This window comes from Bradyrhizobium sp. USDA 4541 (genome assembly GCF_024171085.1).
Classification (GTDB): domain Bacteria; phylum Pseudomonadota; class Alphaproteobacteria; order Rhizobiales; family Xanthobacteraceae; genus Bradyrhizobium; species Bradyrhizobium australafricanum.
Window position 1 is genome coordinate 5964110 of the sequence record NZ_JALJZF010000001.1, and the last position, 23741, is coordinate 5987850.

Here is a 23741-nt window from a genome sequence, read left to right on the forward strand (position 1 = left end):
AGCGCGACGGTCGGCCGCGCAAGATTTGGATACGGCTGTTAACATACTTGAACTCCTCTCGCGCGGTGTCGCGCTACGATGCAGTTCGATCCACGAGGGCAGGGAGGCAATCATGCTCGATGGAGAGACGGCCGCAGTGCTTCGCGCGGTGCTCGACGAGGTCTGCGGAGGCGTGCCGCGTTCGGATACGACAAAGCGGACCAACGTCGCCTCTGGATTGCTGCAGGCCATTCGCGAGGGACGCTCGTCAATCGATGAGCTGCGCATCGCAGGCCAGGCCGCGTTGCGCACCGCCCCGAGCATGTGGCGCTAGGCGGTCTGATCGGGCAATCGCAGCGGCACGATTGTGCGTCGCACATTTGCAGACGTTAGTGCCGGAACTGATTGCGACGCGCATGCTCTCGCGAGCTGACGCGCCGACCGGCCGTCAGCGCTAACCAGGAGAACCCCGCTACGACCCCAGCTCTCCACCCCTGAGCTGGGGTCACTTGTGTCGAACAGGGAGTGGAGCCACAGCGATCGAGCAGAGCTCGTCGAGGGCTCCTCGATCTCGTCCTCCGGTCACGTCCAGCCGCCATGATGGTGAAGGAACGTTCAGGAAAGTTCCGATCCTGTTCCTGCAACATGCGCGGACGCCGGTCGTTATCACGGCGTACTAGAAAGGAGGATGCCATGACGAAGCTTACTTACGCTCTTGCCGCGGCTGCGGCACTCTCGATAGCGGCACCGACCGTTGCGAGCGCGCAGGGTGTGGGCATCTATGTCGGCCGCGACCACGGCTACTACGGCGATCGATATTATGGTGGCCCGCGCGTCGACGTATACCGGCATGACCGGGGCTGGCACCACGGCTGGTACAACCATCATCGCGACTACTACCGCGACCGCGGCTTCGTGATCCGTGGTCATGACTGGGACGACGACTAACGGTGCTGGTAGCACGTCGCGATCAGCAGATCGCGACGACCAATGAGGGCCTCGCATCGGCGGGGCCCTTTTTATTGGCCTGCCGCATCGCGCCGGTTCGTCCGCGTAGGAACCTTGGCTTCTCCACCAGATTGTCAGGACGGGAAGGACGGAGGAGGTTTTCATGAACCAGTTGATTTATCTGGTCGGACTGATCGTGGTCATTTTGGCGATATTGTCGTTCTTCGGGCTGCGGTAGGCGCGTCATGGATAACGAGCGAGGGCTTGCCGTGTCCGCCGCCAACAGGACCGGGCTTCGGCTGCAATGGAGTCCGGTCATCGCCGGCGCGCTGGCCGCGGCGGCGCTGTCGGTGATCCTGATCGGCTTCGGCGCGGCGGTCGGGTTGGGCGTCAGTTCAAGCTCGCCGTCATGGCGCGACGCATCAGCCGCGCTCGCGTTGCTGTCGGGGCTGTATCTGATCCTGCAGGCATTGGTGAGCTTCGGCGTCGGCGGCTACATCGCCGGCCGGGCCCAGCGCGTGATCGGCGCGACGCCATCCGACGAGATCGACAGCCGCGACGGGCTTCACGGCCTGACCGCCTGGGCGCTCGCCGTCATCCTCGGTGCTACGATCGTCGCGCTGGTTGGCCTGTCAACCGCGCGTCCGGTGGTTCAGAACCGGCCATCTGCGACGGCCGCGGAGCCGCTGCTGAGCGCCGAGCTCGACCGCCTGTACCGGTCAGTGCGGCGTCCGGCCAATCTCGATATCGGCTATGAGCGGGCAGAGGCCGGTCGCATCCTGCTGACGAGCTCCAGCCGCAGTGGCGTCAGCTCCGACGATCGCAGCTATCTGATCCAGCAGGTGGCGGCCGCGACCGGTCTGCCTGCTGCGGAGGCGGAGAAGCGCGTCGACAGCGTGATGGGCGATGCCAGGACCGCCATCCAGCGGTCGCGGCGCAGCGCGGTGATTTTGGCGTTCTCGGTTGCGGCGGCACTGCTGTTCGGTGCGGTCGCCGCGTGGGCCGCCGCCGGCGCGGGCGGCCGTCACCGCGACGGCGCCGCGGTGCCGGAGTGGATGGGCGGCAGGCCGACGACGGCCGTGCCGATTGTCTGATGCAGTTGTGAATGTCCTTCAAAGGAGACGATGATGGCAACGATCTTGGTGATGGATCACTCCGGCGACACGCGGCAGCAGTTCGATCCCGACAACAGTGAGCAGCTGGCCTGGGCGAATGCTCGCTTCACCCAGCTCACGTCGGATGGCTACACCGCCGCAATCCGGCAAGCGACCGGAGAGGCGAAGTTGGTCCGCGCGCTCGATCCGACCGCCGAGGAAACCCTGTTCTATCCGAGGCTGGTCGGCGGCTGACGCCATGCTCGCCCGTCTGCGCGAGATGTCCCTGCGGTCCGTGCTCTGGCGCGCCGCCAGCACGCTGGGTGCGACGCTGGCCGCGATCTGGGATCGCTGGCAGGCCTATGAGCGAATTGAGGCGCGCGGACTTGCGCTGCTGTCCGCGTGGCTGTCACCCGAGCAGCGGGCGCAGTTCGAAAAGTATAAGCGCTTCGACGTCATCGGCTCGGAGTCCGGCAAGCGATACCGGATTTGCTATGGCACCTCGACCAACGTCTATGAGATGGACAGCGGCGATCGCATCGTGCTGGGCTGGTGCTTCCGGCCCGTCGGTGCGCTGGCGGCGGGCGACGTGATGCTTGCCCAGAAGATCGCGCTCGAAACCGACGAGCGCGGGACGCTCTTGGTCGCCAAGCCATTCCCGAGCTCCATGCCACCACGCGCAAATCTCCCTCCGGTCAGTTAGCGCTCGGACCGGGCGGCCCCGATTGGCGCGAACTGTTGCGCGTTGCCGGGGGAGGAACGTCGATCTTCCCGCCGGGTTGTCGGATGCCGACTTGCAATGGACCTCGTCATGCGCGTCAACACGTCATCTTCGCTGAGCCTGATCTTCCGCTCCTACCTTGCGGACTTGCGACAATGGATGACGCGCCTCGTGACCGGCTACGCGTTTGCATGCAGCTTCATGCTGGCGGGTGCGGTCTCGCTTCTGATCGCGATCGGGATCGGCGTTGGCGCGGCTTTCCACGCCCTTGAAGTGCATTACGGCATCTGGATCGCATATGCCGTGATCGGCGGCGCCTTTGTCCTCCTCGGGATCCTGGGGCTCGTCATGGGCCGCGTGCTGCTCGCGCGTCCTGGGCCGGCCGTGCCGCGCCCGGGCCGACAGGCCGACATGCTCAAGCGCGCGATCGCAGTGCCCGTCGCCGCGCGGCTGATCGCCACCACTCGGACGGGAGCAGGGGCGAGCATAGATCCCACCACCCGCGCACTGGCCGCCGGGGCTGCAATCATGCTTGTCGGCTGGTTTGCTGCATCGCGCGCCCGGCGTCAGCGCGACGCGATCCAGGACTAGCGATGGCTACGCTGCGCAATTGGCCGAACGACCTGATGCTCGCCGGTGCAACGGCTCTGGCGACGTTGGCGATCTCTCGCCAGCTGTCCCGATCGGAGCGGCCGTCCGTTCTGGAACAGGGCGTCGAACCCATGCTAGCGGAAACGCAAGATCGTGGACGGCTCGCCGACACGCCGCTCGAGATTCCGACTGCCGGCTGGAAGGACATTCTGCTCCGCACCTATCAGCAGATCGACGAGGACCGTCTGCTGGCAACCGCGGCCGGCGTCGTGTTCTACGGCTTGCTGGCGATCTTCCCGGCGATCACCGCGCTGGTCTCGAGCTACGGCCTGTTCGCCGATCCGTCCACGATCTCATCGAACCTGCAGAGCCTGGCGCTGATGCTGCCGGAAGGCTCGTTTGCGATCGTCCAGGACCAGATCGCGCGCGTGCTCGCGAAGGGGACCTCGACGCTCGGCCTGACCTTTGCCGCCGGCCTGCTGATCGCGATCTGGAGCGCCAATGCCGGCATGAAGGCGATCTTCGATGCGCTCAACGTCGTCTATGACGAGAAGGAAAAGCGCAGCTTCGTCAAACTCAATCTGATGTCTCTCTCGTTCACGATCGCCGGGCTGATTTCCATCATGTTGATGGTCGGAGCGGTGGTCGTCGTCCCGCTTGTGCTGCAGCAGGTCGGACTGGGCACGACGGCCGAGCTCGTCATCCGGTTCGGACGGTGGCCGATCCTGGTGCTCCTGCTCCTCACCGCGCTCGCGGTGCTGTACCGCTATGGTCCGAGCCGAACCAGGCCGCGCTGGCAGTGGCTCAGCGTCGGCGCCGTCGCAGCGGCCGTGCTGTGGCTGGCCGGTTCGGTGCTGCTCTCCTGGTATCTGGCGAACTTCGGCGATTACAACGCGACCTATGGCTCGCTGGGGGCTGCCATCGGTCTGATGACGTGGATGTGGATGTCCGCCATCATTGTGCTGTGCGGGGCAGAGCTGAATTCAGAGATCGAGCATCAGACCATGCTCGATTCGACCGAGGGCCGCCGCAAGCCGCTCGGAGCGCGTGGCGCAACCATGGCCGACACGGTCGGCAGGGCATCTTAGCCGGCGCAGACCCCGCAGCAGCACACCCCCCCCCCGGCAATGAGCGTAGGAACCAACGGCATGACCCGCGCTTATGCCAAAATGGTTGAGATCAACGTGCTGGAAAAACCGATCGAGCGGATCAAGCAAACCTGCGAGCTGATGGGCATCGCGGACAGGTTCGACCGCGCGCTTCCCGAGCTCGAGACCTTCCTCGAAGCCGAGATCGCACAGGGCGAGGTCCGCGAGTCGAAGCTGACCCTTGACGGGCTCTGCTACCTGCGCCAGCTGCTGGCGCAGGCGTGAGGTATCGACATGGCATTCTCTGAGGAAATGAACCGGTGCGTCGAGACCTGTCTGTCCTGCTATAGGACCTGCCTCGGCACGGCCATGAACCATTGTCTCGTCACCGGCGGCAAGCATGTCGAGCCGGCGCATTTCCGATTGATGATGGCTTGCGCGGAAATGTGCCGGACGGCGGCCCATTTCATGCTGATCAACACCCCGCACCACAAGCACACCTGCCGGGAATGCGCGGAGATCTGCAGTGAATGCGCCGAGGATTGCGCTCGCATCGGCGGCATGGACGAATGCGTGGCGATGTGCCGTGCCTGCGCGGAATCCTGCCGCAGGATGGCGGCCTGACGGCGCGAGCTCCCCGTTCGGTCAATCGGAGCTGACGTAATGGGCGCGCCAGAGCAGCGCCGTGACGATCAGGGCAATGACCCCGGCGGCAATCACAATCCACGGTACATAGTCGGCCATGGGCCCGCCTGACGCTCCGCTTCGCGAACCGGGCCTTTGCGAGCCAGAGCCGCGAAGCGGAGCCGTGTAAGTCTAGAGTTGCGCGTGTTGGGTGGTCGGGCGTGAGATCTGGCTGAGCGCCATGCCCGTACCATCGCTGGCCTGGATCAGGGCGATATCCCCGAGAGCGATGATTCCGACCAGGCGCTTGTCCCGGCTCAGCACCGGCAGGCGCCGAACCTGGATCGCACCCATGTTCTGCGCGATGTCGTCGAGCTCCTGATCCTCGAAACAATACTTCACCTCGGCCGTCATGACGTCGCCGACCCGCGAGTCGGGGCCGCGACCCATTCCGATGCCGCGAAGCGCGATGTCGCGGTCCGTGATCATGCCGACCAGGCGCTCGCTATCGGTAACCGGCAGCAGGCCAACGCCAAGCGCTGCCATCGCTTCTGCAGCATCGCGGAGCGTATCGTCGGGGGTGCACAGCTGGACGTCAGGTGTCATCGCGTCGCAAACCTTCATGATAGCCTCTCCATTTGGCTGGTTGCGTCAACGGCCTAACGATGCCGCCCGGAACGGCGTTCCTAACAAGGCGAGGCGGATGGCAATGTTGGTCCAGGTCGGATGAAGCGGCATGTCCCGGCCTGTGCCTAGGCTACGCCGGGATAGGTCGCCGACTTCAGCAGGCGTGCAAGATGTGCCGCGTTGGCCGCAAGCATGGCGGTGGTCTGCACAGTCTTGTCGTAGGGCTTTTTGAGGTCCTTGTAGTGGGTCGGGGAGGGATCCTTGCCCCGCTTCAGCGTGTAGTTCAGCGCAATGGCTTTCAACGATCGGATGGCATCGCGTCGGCTCGTCTCTTTGGCAGCCATGCAGGCTGGAACCGTTCGTTCCTATTGCGAACGCCGCCGAGGAACGGTGGCGCCGAGCAGCGCGCAAAGCCGTTTGGCATCCGCCGGCGCTGCGCTCTTCTGGTCGTTGTCGAAATAGACATAGATGTCGCATCCCTGCCGCTTCCAGCCGCGGATGCGTTTGGCCCAGTCGGAAAGCTCGGCCGGCTTGTAGTGCCCGCGATATCGGCCGCCCGGGCCGTGGCCGCGGACGTAGACGAAATCCGCGGTCCGTTTCCACGGCGCCGGCGCGTCGTGGTGATCGGAGATGCAGAGCGCGATATTGCGATCCGCCAGCAGCTTCAGGATATGCGGCTCGTACCAGCTGGAGTGGCGGAATTCGAACGCATAGCGCCGCCGCCGCTTCAACAGCTTCAGGAACGAGGCTAGCCGATCGGCATCGATCGTGAAGTTCGGCGGCAGCTGAAACAGGACCGGGCCGGCCTTGTTGCGCAGCAACGACAGACGCTCTTCCAGCAATTGGAGACTGTTGACCGAGTTCGCGGAGAGGCGCTTCCAGTGCGTGATGAATTTCGACGCCTTCCAGGCGAAGACGAAATCCGCATCGGTCGCATCGCGCCAGCCTGTCACCGCCTGTTCGGTCGGCGTGCGGTAGAAGACGCCGTTCAGCTCAGTCGTCGGAAACTGCGTCGCGTAGTAGTCGAGTTGCCGCTTGAGCGGCAAGCCCCTCGGAAAGAACGGACCGCGCCAGGACGAATAGTGCCAGCCGGAGGTGCCAATCAATACGCGCGCCATGCGATGGTCCAAGCGGTGGATCAAGCCTTCGCTTTAAGGCTTGGTGATCCCGTCGCGCTCGGCAAGGTCGGCTTCCCAGCCGAACACCGAGCGGCCGTCGAGCGCAGGAGAACGGGCCCGCTCGTTCGCGACAAACGCCTCGAAGGAGGGGCCGGTGGCGGTTCGTTCCAATCTGCGGGCCTGATCGTCGAGCCGCTTCAGGGCCTGCATCTCCTCATCGCGGCCGAGCTTTGCCTGCTGCACGGCCGACTTCAGCACGCGGATGGTCTCGTCATAGACCTTGATCGGCACCGGGAAGGGATGACGGTCCTTGCCGCCATGGGCGAGCGAGAAGCGCGCCGGGTCGCGGAAGCGATAGGGCGTCCCGTGAACGACCTCGGCGACCATCGCGAGCGACTGCACCGTGCGGGCGCCGACGCCGGGCGTCAGCAGCAGCTCGGGAAAATCCAGCGGCCCGCGATCGGCAGCCGCGGCCAAGGTGCCGTGCAGGCGGCGCACGAACACGTCGCTCGAGCGCACGTCGTGATGCGCGGGCATGATCAGGTGCAGGAGATCCGGTTGCGCGGTCGCGCTCTGCGTCAGCTCGGCATATTCGCGCGTGATGCCGTCCGGCCCAAGCGCAGCGAGCAGATCGAGCTGCGCCTGGCGTGAGCTTTCGGCGCGGTGATCGGTGAGATTGACGATCTCGCCCTGCGCCGGGCCGTCGATCGCGCTGTGCGGCTCGTCGACGAAGCTGCGCAGGCCCTCGGAGTGCCAGTGATAGCGGCGGGCCTGCCGCTTGTCGCCGTTCATGCCTTGCTGGACGACGGTCCATTTGCCGTCGTCGGTGACGAAGAAGCCATGCAGGTAGATCTCGAATCCGTCCTGCACCGCGGCGCTGTCGACCTTGGCCACCAGCCGGCTCGCGCGGGTCAGGGCGGCACCGTCGAATCCGACGCGGTCGCCGAGGGCGGACAGTTCATCGGGCGTGCGGCGCGAATGCTTGCCGCGCCCGCCGCAGACATGGATTCCGAGCTCGCCTTGCAGCGGCGCCAGACCTCGCTTCAGCGCACCGATGACGCTGGTGGTGATGCCGGACGAGTGCCAGTCCATGCCCATCACGGCGCCGAACGACTGGAACCAGAATGGATGCGACAGTCGCTGCAAAAAGGCATCGCGGCCGTAATGGTGGACGACGGCCTGGGTGATGATGCCACCCAGCGTCGCCATGCGCGCCGCCAGCCATGGCGGCACGCGGCCGCCATGGAGCGGAAGATCGGCGCTGCCGGTGCGTCGGGCCATCGGGCTCCCAGATGCTGAATCGGCGTCCAATCTACCAGCAAATGCGAGCATGTGTACAAAGCGGACGTCGCTTCATCGCGCGTCTCGTCAGGCGGCTTCGGCGTTGATGCCGCTGACGGCAAGCTTGGTGAGCGCTTCATCCGTCTTCTTTTCCTCGGCCAGGGTCTGGTCGATGAGCTTGACCGCATCCTTCATGCTGAGCCGGTTGGCCCAAGCCTTCAAGGTGCCGTAGCGGGCGATCTCGTAATGTTCGACCGCCTGGGCTGCCGAGAGCAGGCCGGCGTCGAGCGCCGGCGTGTCGGCATACTCCTCCATGATCTCCTTACCCTCGTCGATGATCCCCTCGATGGCGTCGCACTTCTTGCCGCGCGCCGGCTTGCCCATCAGGTCGAAGATCTGCTCGAGCCGCTCGATCTGTCCTTCGGTCTCGTCATGATGCTTCTCGAACGCCGCACGCAGATCGTCGGACTCGGCGGCCTTGGCCATCCGCGGCAACGCCTTCAGTATCTGCTTTTCCGCGTAATAAATGTCCTTGAGGGTATCGAGGAAGAGGGCGCTGAGATCCTTGTCCGGCATTGGTCGCTCCGTGTGTTGGGTGAATAGTCCGGAGTGCCAACACGAGTGCGGAAAGCAAGTTCCTATCCTTGATCGATGCGTGGCAAAGCGCCTCGTCGGCCGTCGCACATTCGAGCGGGTCACGATGGAGCTTGGTCGGATTGCGAAGTCTGGATTGCGAAGTCTTGCCGCAACGTGCCTTCGGAACGAAGCCTCGGCCGGCCCGTTGGTCGGTCTCATCGTTCAAGGGAGAACCGCAATGGATTGGAATCGTGTCGAAGGCAACTGGAAGCAGGTCAAGGGCAAGGTCAAGGAGCAGTGGGGCAAGCTCACCGATGACGATCTCGATGTGATCGACGGCAAGCAGGACCAGCTCGAGGGCCGTCTGCAGCAGCGCTACGGCTATGCCAAGGATCAAGCCGCCAAGGAAGTGAACGACTGGTACGGCCGCCAGAAATGGTGAACGGGACCGCGTTCCGGGCCCCGCTTCGGCGGGGCCTTTCGCGGCCTGGGCGGCTGAGCTTGCGTGTGACGGCATCCGGTCGGCGCGCGCAGGAGTGAGCGATGGGACAGCTTCTGAGCCCGCCAGGTCCGCGCGCGGCGCACCTTTGCATCGATATGCAGCGGCTGTTCGAGCCCGGAGCGCCCTGGGCGACGCCCTGGATGGACCGCGTGCTGCCGCGCATCATCGAGCTGGCGCGGCATGCGCCTGAACGTACCGTGTTCACCCGCTTCATTCCGCCGCGCTCGAAGCACGACGCGCGAGGGATTTGGCGGGCTTATTATGAGAAATGGGAATGCGTGACCCGCGAGCGGCTCGATCCGGAGTTGATCGAGCTCGTGCCGGCGCTCGCCGCCTGTGTGCCGCCGGCCGCCATCATCGACCGGCCGATCTACAACGCGTTCGGCAACGGGCGCCTGCAAGCTCATCTGGATGCGCATGGGATCGATACGGTGATCGTGTCGGGCGGCGAGACCGACGTGTGCGTGCTCGCCACCGTGCTGGCCGCGATCGATATCGGCTACCGGGTGATCGTGGCCGAGGACGCCCTGTGCAGCTCTTCCGATCAAAGCCATGACGCGCTGCTGCAGCTCTATGCCGAACGCTTCAGCATCCAGATCGAGGTGGCATCCACGGCCGATATCCTCCGGATGTGGACCCTCGACGACTGAAGCGACAACGGGCCGAAACGAGGTACCGGAATCAGGGCAATCGGAGCAGGGGTGGCAATACCTGCTTCCTGGGGCTGAGCTGACGCTGGCGATGCGTAGCTGCGAGGCAGGCGTGCCTGGCTGATACGGCTCATCGCTCAACCGCTGGAAGGTAGGACTGGGCCGTCGATCTGTCAGACGGAGCCAAGGTTCCTGATTCTCGGCGTCGCGGCGAAGGTGAGCGGAGCAATGGGAAAGCTGCCGGCGATCGTAGTCACGCCATATCCGTAATTCGCATAAGGTATATTATGGAACATTTATATCTACAATTAGATCAGATATTTAGTGGGAAATCTTCGCACTGGTCCGCAAGTTGGCGCGCGTGATGGTGTGTCCCGAACTGTCGCCTAGCCGGTGCTGGTGCCGCAGCGATGCACGCGCGCGCATCTCGTCTGAAAGCCGATATTGCCGCCGCGTACGGACGCTGCAATAAGCCCCAGCTGTGCAGAGATCGCTGGTGACCCCGCGGCATCAGGTCCGTATAGGATGGCATCTCAGAACAACAACAAGCCTCTTGAGGGAGCAACCAATGAGCTTTTCACGACGCACGCTGCTGAAGGTTTCCGCCGCTTCCGCCGTCCTCGGCGGGATCGGCGCGCCCTATGTCGCGCGCGCCCAGTCGGCCGAATTCTCTTACAAGTTCGCCAACAACCTGCCGGAGTCGCATCCGTTCGTGGCGCGCGCCCGGGAGATGGCCGCGGCGATCAAGACCGAGACCAACGGCCGGTTTGACCTGCAGGTGTTCCCGAACAGCCAGCTCGGTTCCGATACCGACATGCTGAGCCAGGTGCGCTCCGGCGGCGTCGAGTTCTTCACGCTGTCCGGCCTGATCCTGGCAACCCTGGTGCCGGCCGCCTCGATCAACGGCATCGGCTTCGCATTCCCGGACTATCCCACGGTCTGGAAGGCCATGGACGGCGAGCTCGGCGCCTATGTGCGCGGCGAGATCAACAAGGCCGGCCTCGAGGTCATGGAGAAGATCTGGGACAACGGCTTCCGGCAAACCACGTCGTCGACCAAGCCGATCACCGGTCCCGACGACCTCAAGGGCTTCAAGATCCGCGTGCCGGTGTCGCCGCTATGGACCTCGATGTTCAAGGCGTTCGATGCATCGCCCGCCTCGATCAATTTCAGCGAGGTCTATTCGGCGCTGCAGACCAAGATCGTCGAAGGCCAGGAAAACCCGCTGGCGCTGATCTCGGCGGCGAAGCTCTACGAGGTGCAGAAATACTGCTCGATGACCAACCACATGTGGGACGGCTTCTGGTTCCTGATGAACCGCCGGGCCTGGGCGGCGCTGCCGGACGATATCAAGACCATCGTCGCCAAGAACGTCAACGCGGCGGCCGTCAAGGAGCGTGAGGACACCGAGAAGCTGAACGCCACCGTGAAGCAGGAGCTCACGGGCAAGGGGCTCGTCTTCAACCAGCCCGAGGTCGGGCCGTTCCGCGACAAGCTCCGCGCCGCCGGCTTCTACGCCGAGTGGAAGGGCAAGTACGGCGAGAAGGCCTGGGATCTGCTCGAGAAGTCCGTCGGCAAACTGTCCTGATCGATCAAAGCAGGAGGCTTGCCATGGCTCATGTCGAGATGACGCCGGCCGTGGCCGGCGAGGCGGCGTCGCAGCCCCCTCGCCGCCGCTCCGTTCTCGGTTCCATCGACGCGGCGCTCGGAATGCTGGTGGAAATCCCGGCGGCGATCCTTGTCGTCGCCGAGGTCGTGATCCTGTTCGCCGGCGTGGTGTCGCGCTACGTGCTCCATGCGCCGCTGATCTGGTCCGACGAACTGGCGTCGATCCTGTTCCTGTGGCTCGCGATGCTCGGCTCGGCGGTGGCGTTTCGCCGCGGCGAGCACATGCGGATGACGGCGCTGGTCGCAAGCGCGGGACCGCGGCTCTGGGCCTATCTCGACGTCGTCGCGACCTGCGCCGCACTGGCGTTCCTGATCCTAATCGTGCGGCCGGCCTATGAATATGCCTACGAGGAAAGCTTCATCACCACGCCGGCGCTGCAGATATCCAACACCTGGCGCGCGGCGGCGCTGCCGGTCGGCACCTGCCTGATGGCGCTGTTCGCGCTGCTGCGGCTGGCGCGGGTCGGCGATTTCAGGACCTTCCTGCTGGCCGCGCTGACCGTAGCTGCGCTGATCGGGCTGTTCTGGCTGGCACAGCCGATGCTGCGGCCGCTCGGCAATCTCAACCTGATCATCTTCTTCGTCGGCGTGGTCGGCTTCTGCGTGTTCGCCGGCGTGCCGATCGGCTTTGCCTTCGGCATGGCGATCTTCGGCTATCTGGCGCTGACGACCCGAACGCCGCTGATGGTGCTGGTCGGCCGGATGGATGAGGGCATGAGCCATCTGATCCTGCTGTCGGTGCCGCTGTTCGTCTTCCTCGGTCTCCTGATCGAGATGACCGGCATGGCGCGGGCCATGGTGGCGTTCCTGGCGAGCCTGCTCGGCCATGTCCGCGGCGGCCTGCATTACGTGCTGGTCGGCGCCATGTATCTGGTCTCCGGCATCTCCGGATCGAAGGCCGCCGACATGGCCGCGGTCGCGCCCGTGCTGTTCCCGGAGATGAAGCAGCGCGGCGCCAAGCCGGGCGATCTGGTCGCCCTGCTCGCCGCCACCGGCGCGCAGACCGAAACCATTCCGCCGAGCCTCGTGCTGATCACGATCGGCTCGGTGACCGGCGTCTCGATCTCGGCGCTGTTCACCGGCGGCCTGCTGCCCGGCGTGGTGCTGGCGATCACGCTGTCGGGGCTGGTGTGGTGGCGCTACCGCGGCGAAGACCGCAGCCACGTCCAGCGCGCCACCGGCAGCGAGATCGGCAAGGCGTTGGTGTTCGCCCTGCCCGCATTGGCCCTGCCCTTCGTGATCCGCTACGCCGTGGTCGAAGGCATCGCCACCGCCACCGAAGTGTCGACCATCGGCATCGTCTACGCCTTCGTCATCGGCCTCTTGATCTACCGCCAGTTCAACTGGCGACGTCTGTTGCCGATGCTGATCGACACGGCATGCCTGTCGGGGGCGATCCTGTTCATCATCGGTACCGCGACCGGCATGGCCTGGGGCCTGACCCAGTCCGGCTTCTCGCGGGCGCTGGCGGCGGCGATGACCGGGCTGCCGGGCGGTTCAGCGACCTTCATTGCGGTCTCGATCCTGGCCTTCGTGATCCTCGGCAGCGTGCTCGAGGGCATCCCGGCGATCGTGCTGTTCGGGCCGCTGCTGTTTCCGATTGCGCACCAGGTCGGCGTCCACGAGGTGCACTACGCCATGATCATCATCCTGGCGATGGGCATCGGGCTGTTCGCGCCGCCGTTCGGGGTCGGCTATTATGCCGCCTGCGCCATCGGGCGCGTCGATCCGGCCGAGGGTATCCGGCCGATCTGGGGTTACATGCTGGCGCTGTTGATCGGCCTGATCATCGTCGCCATCTTCCCCTGGATATCGATCGGTTTCCTGTAAAGCACCTTGCGGATGGGATAGAGCCATGAGTGCAGCTCAGAACCAGTACTCGATCGGGTTGGACAAGACGCCGGCCAACTACGTGCCGCTCTCGCCGCTGAGCTTCCTGGCGCGGTCGGCCGCCGTCTATCCCGACCATCTCAGCGCGGTCTATGAGGGCCGCAGCTTCACCTGGAAAGAGACCTACGAGCGCTGCAGGCGCTTTGCGTCCTATCTCGCGGGCCGTGGCATCGGCCATGGCGACACGGTCGCGGCGATGCTGCCGAACATCCCGGCGATGAACGAATTGCACTTCGCGGTGCCGATGACCGGCGCGGTGCTCAACGCGCTCAACATCCGCCTCGACGCGGCATCGATCGCGTTCCAGCTCGAGCATGGCGGCGCAAAGATCATTCTGGTCGATCCCGAATTCTCCGGCGTGATCGCGGAGGCCCTGACCCTGATGAAGGGCGCTAAGCCGTTCGTGATCGACGTCGATGACGCGGCCTTTCTCGGCGGCAAGCGGATCGGCGAGATCGAGTATGAGGCAGCCGTCGCGGCGGGCGATCCCGGCTTCGTGGAACGGCCGCCGGCCGACGAATGGGACGCGATCGCGCTGAGCTATACGTCGGGCACGACGGGCAATCCCAAGGGCGTCGTGACGCATCACCGCGGCGCCTATCTCAACGCGGTCAGCAACATCCTCGCCGGCAATCTCGGCCAGCATCCGGTCTATCTCTGGACGCTGCCGATGTTTCATTGCAACGGCTGGTGCTTCCCCTGGACGATCGCGGCAGCCGCCGGCGTCAATGTCTGCCTGCGCAAGGTCGACCCGGCCAAGATCTTCGAACTGATCCCGAGGCACGGCGTCACCCACATGTGCGGCGCGCCGATCGTGTACAACACGCTGATCAACGCGCCCGATGCGCCGAAGGCCGGTAAGGCAAAGCCCGTTGTCGGCCTGATCGCCGGCGCGGCGCCGCCGGTTGCCGTGCTCGAGGGTGGCGAGCGCATCGGCATCAAGCTGACCCACGTCTACGGGCTGACCGAGGTCTATGGCCCCGCCTCCGTGTGCGCCGAGCAGCCGGGCTGGGACGAGCTGTCGGCTGATGCGCGCGCGCAGCTGAAGCGGCGCCAGGGCGTGTCCTATCCGCTGCAGGAAGGCGTCACGGTGCTCGATCCCGAGACCATGCGCGAGGTGCCGCGCGACGGCGAGACCATCGGCGAGGTCATGTTCCGCGGCAACATCGTGATGAAAGGCTACCTGAAGAACGCGACGGCGACGCAGGAAGCCTTTGCCGGCGGCTGGTTTCACACCGGCGATCTCGGCGTGCTCGACGAGCACGGCTACGTCATCATCAAGGACCGCTCCAAGGACATCATCATCTCCGGCGGCGAGAACGTCTCCTCCGTCGAGGTCGAGGACATCCTCTACAAGCACCCGGCCGTGCTGTTTGCGGCAGTCGTGGCCAAGCCCGACCCGAAATGGGGTGAAGTGCCCTGCGCCTTCATCGAGCTGAAGGACGGTGCCAAGGCGACCGAGGCCGAGATCATCGCCTATTGCCGCGAGTACATGTCGGGGTTCAAGACGCCGAAATCCGTGGTGTTCGGCGTGATCCCGAAGACCTCGACCGGCAAGATCCAGAAATTCCTGCTGCGCAACCAGGTCGGATCCGCCAAGGCGATCTCGGCCTGAGTCTTCAGCCTGCCCGGTCGAGCGTCAGCCGCATGCCGTCATGGGCCGGGATGACGTCGGCCGGCAAACTCTGCCGCAGCACCTCGTAGTCGAGGTCGGAATGCATGTTGGTGATGACCGCGCGCTTCGGCTTGAAGCGCTCGATCCACGACAGCGCGTCCGCAACGCTGAAATGGCTGGGATGCTGCGCATAGCGCAAGCCGTCGACGATCCAGAGATCGAGACCTTCGAGCGCCGGCCAGCTTTCCTGGGGGATGTCGTGCAGATCGGGCGTGTAGGCGGCGCCGCCGATGCGGTAGCCGAGCGCCGGGATCTTGCCATGATGCACCAGGAAGGCCGCGAGCTTCAGCGGACCGCCCTTCCCCTGGACCGTATGGCTCTCGCCGGCCTCGATCGAATGCCGCGTCAGGATCGGCGGATAGTCGCTGCCTTCCGGCGAGATGAAGCAATAGGAGAACCGCGCCATCATGTCCTTGGCGGTCGACTGGTTGAAGTAGACCGGGATGCGGCGGCGCTGATGCAGCACGACCGAGCGCAAATCGTCGATGCCGTGGGTCTGGTCGGCATGCTCATGCGTCAGGAACACCGCGTCGATGTGCTCGACATTGCTGTCGATCAGCTGCTCGCGCAGATCGGGCGAAGTGTCGATCACGACCCGCGTGGTGCCGTGCTCCATGGTGCGCTCGGCCATGATCGAGCAGCGGCGGCGGCGGTTCTTGGGATTGCTGGGGTCGCAGGCGCCCCAGCCGAGTGCCGGGCGCGGCACGCCGGCGGACGAGCCGCAGCCCAGAATGGTCAGTGTCAGCGTCATGCAGCAACCTTCGGCGCCGGCACCTTGGAGAACAGCCGGAAAAAGTTTTCGGTGGTCTGCCGCGAGATCTCCTCCAGGGAGACGCCGCGGGTTTCCGCGAGCACCCTGGCGACCTCGACGACATAGGAAGGCTCGTTGCGCTTGCCGCGGAATTTGCCGGGCGCAAGATATGGCGCGTCGGTCTCGACCATGATGCGGTCGGCCGGCAGCTCGGCTGCCAGGGCCCGCAGCGCGTCGGACTTCTTGAAGGTCAGGATGCCCGTGAACGAGATCGACAGCCCAAGCGCGATCGCCTTCATCGCGAGTTCGCGCCCGCCGGTGTAGCAATGCAGAACCGCCTTGAACGGGCCCTTCGCGACCTCGTCCTCCAGGATGCGGCCGCAATCCTCATCGGCCTCCCTGGTATGGATGACGAGCGGCAGGCCGGTCTCGCGCGCCGCGGCGATGTGCGCGCGAAAGCCGCGCTCCTGCGCCTCGCGCGACCCGTGCTCGTAGAAATAGTCGAGCCCCGCCTCGCCGAGCGCCACGACCTTCGGATGCTTCGTCAGCTCGATCAGTTCGCTGGCCGGGATGCCGTCCTCTTCATCGGCATGATGCGGATGGGTGCCGACCGAGCAGTAGACGTCGGGAAAGCGCTCCGTGATCGCGAGCAGACCGCCGAGCCGTTTCACCCGGGTCGAGATCGTGACCATGCGGCCAATGCCGGCCGCCTCGGCGCGCCCGACGATCCCGTCGAGATCGTCGGCGAAATCAGGGAAATCGAGATGGCAATGACTGTCGACCAGCATGAATTTCGAACCGCTCACTCGGTCTTCGGTTCCACATAGCGCGGGAAGACGCCGACAGGCGCCGGCAAAACCGTACCCGGCTTGATCCGTTCGGCGACCGCGGCAAAGCTGCGCGCGTCAGCAGCGATACCGAGGCTGTCGAGCATCTTGCCGCAGGACTCCGGCATCACGGCCTGCGCCATGATCGCGATCTGGCGCACGACTTCGGCGGTGACATACAGCACCGTCTTCTGGCGCGCGGGATCAGTCTTCGCCAGCGCCCACGGCGCCTCGCCGGCAAAATAGCGGTTGGCCTCGGCGACCACGGCCCAGACCGTGTTGAGCCATTGATGGATCTGCTGCGTCGCCATCGCGGTCCGCGACGTCTCCAGCATGGCGTCGGCCTGCGCCAGAATCGCCTTGTCGTTGTCGCTGAATTCGCCGGGCTCCGGCAGCACGCCGCCGAGTTGTTTGGCGATCATCGACAGCGAGCGCTGCGCCAGATTGCCGAAATCATTGGCGAGGTCGGCGTTGATACGCGCGACGATGGCCTCGTGGTTGTAGTTGCCGTCCTGGCCGAACGGCACTTCGCGCAGAAAGAAGTAGCGCATCTGGTCGACGCCGTACTGCTCGGCGAGATTGAAGGGGTCGACCACGTTGCCGACCGACTTCGACATCTTCTCGCCCCTGTTGAACAGGAAGCCGTGTGCATAGACCCGCTTCTGCACGGGAATGCCTGCCGACATCAGGAAGGCCGGCCAGTACACGGCGTGGAAGCGGATGATGTCCTTGCCGATGATGTGCACGTCGGCCGGCCAGTAGCGCCAATGCTTGTCGTTCTCATCGGGATAGCCGACGCCGGTGATGTAGTTGGTCAGCGCGTCGACCCAGACATACATCACGTGCTCGGGATCGTCCGGGACCTTGACGCCCCAGTCGAACGTGGTGCGCGAGATCGAGAGGTCCTTGAGCCCGCCGCGCACGAAACTCATCACCTCGTTGCGGCGCGAATCCGGGCCGATGAAATCGGGCTGACTCTCATAAAGGTGCAGCAGCTTGTCCTGGTAGGCCGACAGCTTGAAGAAATAGCTCTTCTCCTCGACCCATTCGACCGGCGTGCCCTGCGGGCCACGGCGGACATTGTCCTCGCCGACGACGGTCTCTTCCTCGGCGTAATAGGCCTCGTCGCGCACCGAGTACCAGCCGGCATAGGTGTCGATATAGATGTCGCCATTGTCCTGCATGCGGCGCCAGATCTCTTGCACCGACTTGTGGTGAGCAGGCTCCGAGGTGCGGATGAAGCGGTCGAACGAGACGTTGAGCCGCTCGTCCATCTCTTTGAACCGCGCGGCGTTGCGGGTCGCGAGATCGAACGGCGTCATGCCCTCGCCGGCCGCGGTCTGGATCATCTTCTGTCCGTGCTCGTCGGTGCCGGTCAGGAAGAATACGTCCTTGCCGTCGAGCCGCTGGAAGCGCGCCAATGCGTCGGTCGCGATCGCCTCATAGGCGTGGCCGATATGCGGCTGCCCGTTCGGATAGGCGATCGCGGTCGTGATGTAGAAGACGTTGCCGCGGTCCGCGGCGGGCACCGGAACGGAAGCGGCCGCAGGAGCCACCGCCGCGGGTTTGGGCTGCTTCGGCGCGCGAACCTTTGCCGGTCTCTGCGCCTTCTCGGTAACGGGAGCCATCGGCAGAGCGGGCTTCTTTGCCGCCGGTGCGGCGGCGGCTGCGGCTGCTTTCTTCGGCGCAGCCTTGGTGGCCTTCGCAGCAGCCTTCTTGGCCGTGCTCTTGGCCGTCTGCTTCGCAGCCTTCTTGACGGCCTTTTTGACGACCTTCTTTGCCGCCGATTTCCTGGCGCCCTTGGCTCCGGTCTTGGATTTGGACTTGGCGGCCTTCTTCGCTTTCTTGGCGACGCGCCCGGCCTTCTTGGCTGCGCGCGCCTTCGCCGTTGCTTTGCTGGTCGCGCGAGCGGGCGATGCCTTCTTCGTCTTCTTGGCTTTTTTCGACGATTTCTTCTTAGCGGTCGCCACCACGGAATCCTTTGCAGATCGAAACGAGATTGTCGGGAGTGTTGTCAGACGGATGTGTTTTCAGCAGATGCGTTTAAGACGCGGTGTCTATCGGGTCGCATCCGCGAGCATCGAAAACACCGAGAAAACCAGCGGCTTGCGCTCCAGATTGTAGGCTTCGGTATCGCGCGCGGCGCGGACGATCTTTTCCCATACCTCCGCCAGCCGTGCAAGGCGCGGCAGATTGGCATTGGCATCGCCCGTGCGCATGCGCTCGCTCATCCAGCGATCGATGCCGTCGATGAAGGCGGCGAGCGCGACGCGGTCGCTGGTGCCGAGCGCTTCGCCCAGCGCATGCAGCTCACGCGGATCGACACTCGGAAGCGTCGCGAGCAGCGCGGCCGTGCGTTGCTGCAGTTTCAGCGCATCGCCGCCGAGCAGCGACAGCGCCCGCCCGACGCTGCCTTCGGATGCTGCGGCGGCTTCCGCCAGCGCGGGATCGTCGGCTTCGATATCGGTTGCAGCCGCGGCCGCGCGCACCACATCGTCCGTCTCCAGCGGCCGCAGCAGCAACTTGCGGCAGCGGGACAGAATGGTCGGCAGCACCCGTGACGGTGCGTGGCTGACCAGGAGGAACAGCGATTGCTGGGGCGGCTCCTCGAGAATCTTCAGCAGCGCGTTCGCGGCGTTGGGATTGAGCTCGTCGACGGTGTCGACGATGCAGACGCGCCAGCCGTCGACCGCAGCGGTCGAGCCGAAGAACGAGATGGTCTCGCGCGTCTCGTCGACGGTGATGACGGTGCGCATCACGCCGCGATCGTTGAGGCCGCGCTCGAGCACAAGGAGCCCGCCATGAGCGCCTGCCGCGACCTGCCGCGCCACGGGGTCGGCCGGATCGACCAGCAGCGTCGGCGCCTGCTGCACCTGGGACGATTTCGGATTGCGAAACGCCAGCACGAACCGCGCCATGCGGTAGGCCAGCGTCGCCTTGCCGATGCCCTGCGCCCCGCCGATCAGCCAGGCGTGCGGAATTCGTCCGCTGCGATAGGCATCGAGCAAGGCGGTCTCCGCCTCGCGATGCCCGAACAAATCCGGCGTTTCGCGCGGATGGCGGGCGGCGCTCTCCTGTTCGACCTTGCGCGCGCTCATGCGATGCTGTCCGCCGCAAGCGTTGCGCGCAGATGTTCGCGCAGCGCGGCCCATATCCTGGCCGTGACCGTGTCCGGATCGGCCGTAGCGTCGATCAGCACGCAGCGCTCCGGATCTTCGGCCGCGATCCGGCGGTACGCGTCACGCAAATCCTGATGGAACTTGATGCCTTCGGCTTCGAAGCGATCGGCGGTGGCGTCGCCGCGGCGCGCAGCGGCGCGTTGCAGTCCGACCTCGACCGGCACATCGAGGATGAAGGTCAGATCGGGCTTGAGATCACCGATGGTCACGCGCTGCATGGCGTTGACGAGTTCGGGCGACACCTGCCCGAGCTGGCCCTGATAGGCACGCGTGGAATCGAAGAAGCGATCACACAGCACCCAGATGCCCTGGTTGAGCGCCGGCAGGATTACGGTGCGGACATGGTCGTCGCGCGCAGCGGCGAACAGCAGCGTCTCGGCCTCCGGCCCCAGCAGCTTGCCCATCCCCGACAGCACGAGGTGACGGATGATCTCCGCCCCCGGTGAGCCGCCCGGCTCGCGGGTCACGATCGCGCGCAGCTTGGCGGCATCGAGCCGTTCGGCGAGCTTGCGGATCTGGGTCGATTTGCCCGACCCCTCGCCGCCCTCAAAGGTGATGAAGCGACCGCGCAAGCTCGGCCGTTGGACTGCTGCTTCCGCCATGTCAGAGCTTCTCGACCCCTGCGCGGAACATGCCGATGACCAGCTCCTGGGCGCCATCGAGCGCGCGACGCATCGTCGATCCGGTGCCGACCGCGTCCGCTGCGAAGACCGGAGCCTCCATCGCGACATTGGCGCCGCGCCACACCCGCACCACCCCGATCTTCTGGCCGGCGGTGATCGGCGCCTTGACCGGGCCGCTATAGATGATGCGCGCGAGCAGCTTGTCGTTGCCGTTCTTCGACACCATCACCTTGATCGGATCGGGGCTGACGAGCTTGACCGAGCGGCTCTCGCCGCCGAACACCCGTGCGTAGCCGACCGGCTGGTTGGCCGCGATCAGGGTCCGGGTCTCGAAGCTGCGGAACCCCCATTCCAGCATCTTCTTGGCTTCGGTCGCGCGGTCCTCGGAATCCTCGAGGCCATTGACCACGACGATCAGCCGCGTGTCGTTCTGCACCGCCGAGCCGACCATGCCGTAGCCGCCTTCCTTGGTGTAGCCGGTCTTCAAGCCGTCGGCACCGGGCAACGCGTTCAGCAGCGGATTGCGGTTCTGCTGGCGGATCTTGTTCCAGGTGAATTCCTTCTCGCCGAACAGCTTGTACCGGTCCGGGTAGGTCAGGATGATGTGGCGCGCCAGCGTTGCGAGCTCCCGCACCGTCATCTTGTTGGCCGGGTCGGGCAGCCCGTTGGAATTGCCGAAGGTCGACTTGGTCATGCCGAGCTCGCGGGCGCGCTTGGTCATGAATTCGGTCGCAAAGCTATGCTCGTTGCCGGCAATGCCTTCGGCGAGCGCGATGCAGGCATCGTTGCCGCTCGGGATGATCGCGCCATGCAGGAGATCGTCGACCGAGACCTTGCTGTTGATCGCCGCGAACATCGTCGAGGTGCCGGACGGCGCCCCGCCCCGCCGCCAGGCGTTCTCGCTGATCCGGTACTCGTCCGTGAGCTTGACGTCGCCCTTCTTGATGGCGTCGAACACCACCTCGGCCGTCATCAGCTTCATCATGCTGGAGGGCGCGCGGAGCTCGTCGGCGTTCTTCTCGAACAGCACGCTGCCGCTTGAGGCCTCGACCAGGATCGCGGTCGGCGCATCGCCGTCGAACCCGCCCTCTTCCTTCTTGGCGCCCTGGACGCTGTTGTTGGCGGCATAGACCATTCCGCCGAAACCGATCGCCAGCGCGACCGCGGCCGCGACCAGGCCGCGCCAGCAACGCCCGGCGCGAGCTGACAACGTGCGGGGAACTGCGGTCTGGGCTGCCATCGGCGATGTCCTGAGAGACTGCGTTCTAACAGCTGGAAGTATCGCAAACAACTGAGGTTTCTGCGCTTGTGCACGGCCGGCCGGATTGCCGGTTGCGTTGAACGTCCCTATCCTTGGAACCAGCTAACGTCAGCAGAACCGGCAAACAAGGCGGAAACGCGAATGTCATCCTCCCGCACCATCTCCGCCAACGGCATCGACATGTTCGTGCGCGAGGCCGGGCAAGGCCCGCTGGTCGTGCTCTGCCATGGCTGGCCGGAACTGTCCTATTCATGGCGGCACCAGATCGCGGCGCTGGCCGCGGCAGGCTTTCGGGTCGTCGCGCCTGACATGCGCGGCTTCGGCCGCACCGGCGCGCCGGCCGAGGTCGGCGCCTACACGATCTTCGATACGGTCGGAGACATGGTGGCGCTGGTTGCCGCGCTCGGCGAGACCCGCGCGATGATCGTCGGCCATGACTGGGGCGCGCCGGTGGCCTGGCACGCGGCCCTGTTCCGTCCCGACATCTTCACGAAAGTCGCCGGCCTCAGCGTGCCGCCGCCGTTCCGCGGCCGCGGTCGCCCGCTCGAGACCCTGCGCGACAGCGGCATCACCAATTTCTATTGGCAGTACTTCCAGCCGCCCGGCGTGGCCGAGGCCGAGTTCGAGCGCGACATCGCCCACACCATGCGCCTGGTGCTCGGGCGTGGCGTCTCCGATCCAAGCTCGATGTTCGTCGACGAGGCCAAGGGTTTCCTCGGCAAGCTGCCGGCCGGAATGCCATTGCCGGCCTGGCTGACCGAGGCCGACATTGCCGAATTCGCCGAAGGCTATCGGCACTCCGGCTTCCGCGGCGGCCTGAACTGGTACCGCAATCTCGACCGCAACTGGGAGCTGACCGCGCCCTGGCAGGACGCGCAGATCCATCAGCCGTCGCTGTTCATCGCCGGCTCGAATGATTCGGTGATCACCGGGCTGATCGGCGCCAAGCGGGTCGCGGACATGGAGCGCGTGCTGCCGAACCTCAAGCAGAAGCTGATCATCGAGGGCGCCGGCCACTGGATCCAGCAGGAGCGTCCCGACGAGGTCAACGCGGCGCTGATCGCGTTTCTGAAGTGATCAGGCCAACAGCCTGATCTGTAAACGCATGGCTCAGTAGAGCCCGCGCCCGCTCAGGACTTCGGCCGGTCCGCGCGCGTCGATCGGGACATAGGCGGCCGCCGGGCTCGGGCTTGCGGCGTAGCGCGCGTCGCCCTCATAGGAGACTTCGCGCGGATTGTTCAGGGCGCGGCGGTGTGACCGGCTCGAGGCCGACATTTCCGAGGTGGCGCTCACCGAGGCGTAGTCGGCCTGGGTGTTGCCGAGGCTGTAGGGCCGCCCCTCAGGCAACGGAACGTCGCCACGGACCCGGCCCGAGGAGGACGACATCTCCGGCACGAACGGCCGTGCGGAGGCGACGCGGACCATCGACGGGGACGGCGCTGGAGTACCGGTGCGCAAGGTCGCCATCAGCTGGCGGTCGTCGGACCCCTCGAGCGGCGCCCGGCCGACATATTCGACGCGGACGCGAGCCACGCCATTGCCTTTGAATTCAAGCAGTTCTGCGGCTTTGTTCGAGACGTCTATGAGGCGATTGCCGTGGTACGGGCCGCGGTCATTGACCCGAACGACGAGCGATCGGCCATTGCTCAGATTGGTGACGCGGGCGTAGCTCGGCATCGGCAAGGTCGGATGGGCGGCGGTGAGCGAGCCCATGTCGAACACCTCGCCATTGGCGGTCAGGCGGCCATGGAAATCGTCGCCGTACCAGGACGCCGTGCCCTCGGCGCGGTAGTTCTCGTTTTCCTCCGGCACATAGGTGCGGCCGGCGACAACATACGGCTTGCCGATGCGATAGGTGCCGCCGCCTTTCGGCACGGGATCACCCAGCGCCACCACGCGCGGGCTCGACGACACCCCGTATTTGGGGTCGACCCGGCTGGCAAACTTGTTCGAGGAGGCACAATTGGCGAGGACGAGGCACGTCGCCACCGCAACGGCGCCGCGTGCCGTCCGGATCATCGAATCTGGCCGTCTAATCCCCATCTGCCCCAAGTACCATTCTGCCAGA

At 65.3% G+C, this 23741-nt stretch carries 27 protein-coding genes; 15 read left to right on the top strand and 12 right to left on the bottom strand.

Annotated features, from left to right (window positions below; genetic code table 11):
• Window positions 1–112: 112 nt before the first annotated feature.
• From J2R80_RS28340 to J2R80_RS28380, 9 genes are all read left to right on the top strand, one after another.
• A complete protein-coding gene (locus J2R80_RS28340) occupies window positions 113–313 on the top strand; it encodes a hypothetical protein (RefSeq protein ID WP_028331978.1) in 201 nt (66 codons plus the stop codon).
• A 359-nt stretch (window positions 314–672) separates the two neighbouring features.
• Window positions 673–927 carry a hypothetical protein gene (locus tag J2R80_RS28345; RefSeq protein ID WP_156436345.1) on the top strand — a complete coding sequence of 85 codons (255 nt, stop codon included), beginning with the start codon at window positions 673–675 and terminating at the stop codon, window positions 925–927.
• A gap of 245 nt (window positions 928–1172) precedes the next feature.
• The gene (locus J2R80_RS28350; protein ID WP_253639810.1) at window positions 1173–2021 is read left to right on the top strand and encodes a hypothetical protein; all 849 of its coding nucleotides are present in this window, start codon (window positions 1173–1175) and stop codon (window positions 2019–2021) included.
• 33 nt (window positions 2022–2054) lie between these two features.
• On the top strand, window positions 2055–2276 hold the full coding sequence (locus tag J2R80_RS28355) for a hypothetical protein (RefSeq protein ID WP_050385371.1): 222 nt from the start codon (window positions 2055–2057) through the stop codon (window positions 2274–2276).
• Window positions 2277–2280: 4 nt separating this feature from the next.
• Entirely contained in the window at window positions 2281–2724 is a 444-nt protein-coding gene (locus tag J2R80_RS28360) for a hypothetical protein (protein WP_253590225.1), read from the top strand.
• 108 nt (window positions 2725–2832) lie between these two features.
• Window positions 2833–3333 carry a hypothetical protein gene (locus J2R80_RS28365; RefSeq protein ID WP_253639811.1) on the top strand — a complete coding sequence of 167 codons (501 nt, stop codon included), beginning with the start codon at window positions 2833–2835 and terminating at the stop codon, window positions 3331–3333.
• 2 nt (window positions 3334–3335) lie between these two features.
• Window positions 3336–4421 carry a YihY/virulence factor BrkB family protein gene (locus J2R80_RS28370; RefSeq protein ID WP_253590227.1) on the top strand — a complete coding sequence of 362 codons (1086 nt, stop codon included), beginning with the start codon at window positions 3336–3338 and terminating at the stop codon, window positions 4419–4421.
• Window positions 4422–4481: 60 nt separating this feature from the next.
• The gene (locus J2R80_RS28375) at window positions 4482–4706 is read left to right on the top strand and encodes a hypothetical protein (RefSeq protein ID WP_028331984.1); all 225 of its coding nucleotides are present in this window, start codon (window positions 4482–4484) and stop codon (window positions 4704–4706) included.
• A 9-nt stretch (window positions 4707–4715) separates the two neighbouring features.
• Window positions 4716–5045 carry a four-helix bundle copper-binding protein gene (locus J2R80_RS28380; RefSeq protein ID WP_225647588.1) on the top strand — a complete coding sequence of 110 codons (330 nt, stop codon included), beginning with the start codon at window positions 4716–4718 and terminating at the stop codon, window positions 5043–5045.
• 192 nt (window positions 5046–5237) lie between these two features.
• Here the strand turns inward: J2R80_RS28380 and J2R80_RS28385 are convergent, their stop codons facing one another.
• The 5 genes from J2R80_RS28385 to J2R80_RS28405 form a co-directional block, all read right to left on the bottom strand.
• Complete coding sequence (locus tag J2R80_RS28385) at window positions 5238–5669, bottom strand: CBS domain-containing protein (RefSeq protein WP_057018654.1); 432 nt, start codon at window positions 5667–5669, stop codon at window positions 5238–5240.
• Between the two features lie 128 nt (window positions 5670–5797).
• Window positions 5798–6016, bottom strand: coding sequence for a hypothetical protein (locus tag J2R80_RS28390; protein WP_057018655.1), 219 nt, complete (start codon window positions 6014–6016; stop codon window positions 5798–5800).
• A 21-nt stretch (window positions 6017–6037) separates the two neighbouring features.
• Window positions 6038–6790, bottom strand: a complete 753-nt coding sequence (locus J2R80_RS28395) for a DUF72 domain-containing protein (protein WP_057018656.1) — start codon at window positions 6788–6790, stop codon at window positions 6038–6040.
• Window positions 6791–6823: 33 nt separating this feature from the next.
• Window positions 6824–8071, bottom strand: a complete 1248-nt coding sequence (locus J2R80_RS28400) for a DUF763 domain-containing protein (RefSeq protein WP_057018657.1) — start codon at window positions 8069–8071, stop codon at window positions 6824–6826.
• Window positions 8072–8158: 87 nt separating this feature from the next.
• Window positions 8159–8647: a ferritin-like domain-containing protein gene (locus J2R80_RS28405; RefSeq protein ID WP_028344048.1), complete on the bottom strand. Its 489-nt coding sequence runs from the start codon at window positions 8645–8647 to the stop codon at window positions 8159–8161.
• Window positions 8648–8885: 238 nt separating this feature from the next.
• On the opposite strand from J2R80_RS28405, the gene J2R80_RS28410 reads away from it, so the two are divergent.
• From J2R80_RS28410 to J2R80_RS28430, 5 genes are all read left to right on the top strand, one after another.
• The gene (locus J2R80_RS28410) at window positions 8886–9089 is read left to right on the top strand and encodes a CsbD family protein (protein ID WP_028331989.1); all 204 of its coding nucleotides are present in this window, start codon (window positions 8886–8888) and stop codon (window positions 9087–9089) included.
• 101 nt (window positions 9090–9190) lie between these two features.
• Window positions 9191–9799, top strand: coding sequence for a cysteine hydrolase family protein (locus tag J2R80_RS28415; RefSeq protein WP_082653898.1), 609 nt, complete (start codon window positions 9191–9193; stop codon window positions 9797–9799).
• Window positions 9800–10367: 568 nt separating this feature from the next.
• Window positions 10368–11387, top strand: coding sequence for a TRAP transporter substrate-binding protein (locus J2R80_RS28420; RefSeq protein WP_018271684.1), 1020 nt, complete (start codon window positions 10368–10370; stop codon window positions 11385–11387).
• A 23-nt stretch (window positions 11388–11410) separates the two neighbouring features.
• A complete protein-coding gene (locus J2R80_RS28425) occupies window positions 11411–13297 on the top strand; it encodes a TRAP transporter large permease subunit (RefSeq protein ID WP_141341990.1) in 1887 nt (628 codons plus the stop codon).
• Between the two features lie 25 nt (window positions 13298–13322).
• A complete protein-coding gene (locus J2R80_RS28430) occupies window positions 13323–14972 on the top strand; it encodes an acyl-CoA synthetase (RefSeq protein ID WP_141341993.1) in 1650 nt (549 codons plus the stop codon).
• A gap of 4 nt (window positions 14973–14976) precedes the next feature.
• On the opposite strand, the gene J2R80_RS28435 is transcribed toward J2R80_RS28430, so the two are convergent.
• The 6 genes from J2R80_RS28435 to J2R80_RS28460 all read right to left on the bottom strand — a co-directional run bounded on the left by J2R80_RS28435 (window position 14977) and on the right by J2R80_RS28460 (window position 21547).
• Entirely contained in the window at window positions 14977–15783 is an 807-nt protein-coding gene (locus tag J2R80_RS28435) for an MBL fold metallo-hydrolase (RefSeq protein WP_057018661.1), read from the bottom strand.
• Window positions 15780–16571, bottom strand: a complete 792-nt coding sequence (locus J2R80_RS28440; RefSeq protein WP_141342014.1) for a TatD family hydrolase — start codon at window positions 16569–16571, stop codon at window positions 15780–15782. Before J2R80_RS28440 ends, J2R80_RS28435 begins: the two co-directional genes overlap by 4 nt.
• 14 nt (window positions 16572–16585) lie before the next feature.
• Window positions 16586–18580, bottom strand: a complete 1995-nt coding sequence (gene metG / locus J2R80_RS28445; RefSeq protein WP_141341996.1) for a methionine--tRNA ligase — start codon at window positions 18578–18580, stop codon at window positions 16586–16588.
• Window positions 18581–18667: 87 nt separating this feature from the next.
• Entirely contained in the window at window positions 18668–19708 is a 1041-nt protein-coding gene (locus J2R80_RS28450) for a DNA polymerase III subunit delta' (RefSeq protein ID WP_076828832.1), read from the bottom strand.
• Window positions 19705–20391: a dTMP kinase gene (gene tmk, locus J2R80_RS28455; RefSeq protein WP_076828834.1), complete on the bottom strand. Its 687-nt coding sequence runs from the start codon at window positions 20389–20391 to the stop codon at window positions 19705–19707. The genes J2R80_RS28450 and tmk overlap by 4 nt, the downstream gene beginning before the upstream one ends.
• Window position 20392: 1 nt before the next feature.
• Window positions 20393–21547 carry a D-alanyl-D-alanine carboxypeptidase family protein gene (locus J2R80_RS28460; RefSeq protein WP_200844659.1) on the bottom strand — a complete coding sequence of 385 codons (1155 nt, stop codon included), beginning with the start codon at window positions 21545–21547 and terminating at the stop codon, window positions 20393–20395.
• 267 nt (window positions 21548–21814) lie between these two features.
• On the opposite strand from J2R80_RS28460, the gene J2R80_RS28465 reads away from it, so the two are divergent.
• A complete protein-coding gene (locus J2R80_RS28465; protein ID WP_076828838.1) occupies window positions 21815–22750 on the top strand; it encodes an alpha/beta fold hydrolase in 936 nt (311 codons plus the stop codon).
• Window positions 22751–22783: 33 nt separating this feature from the next.
• On the opposite strand, the gene J2R80_RS28470 is transcribed toward J2R80_RS28465, so the two are convergent.
• Window positions 22784–23716, bottom strand: coding sequence for a septal ring lytic transglycosylase RlpA family protein (locus J2R80_RS28470; RefSeq protein ID WP_141342002.1), 933 nt, complete (start codon window positions 23714–23716; stop codon window positions 22784–22786).
• Window positions 23717–23741: the final 25 nt, after the last annotated feature.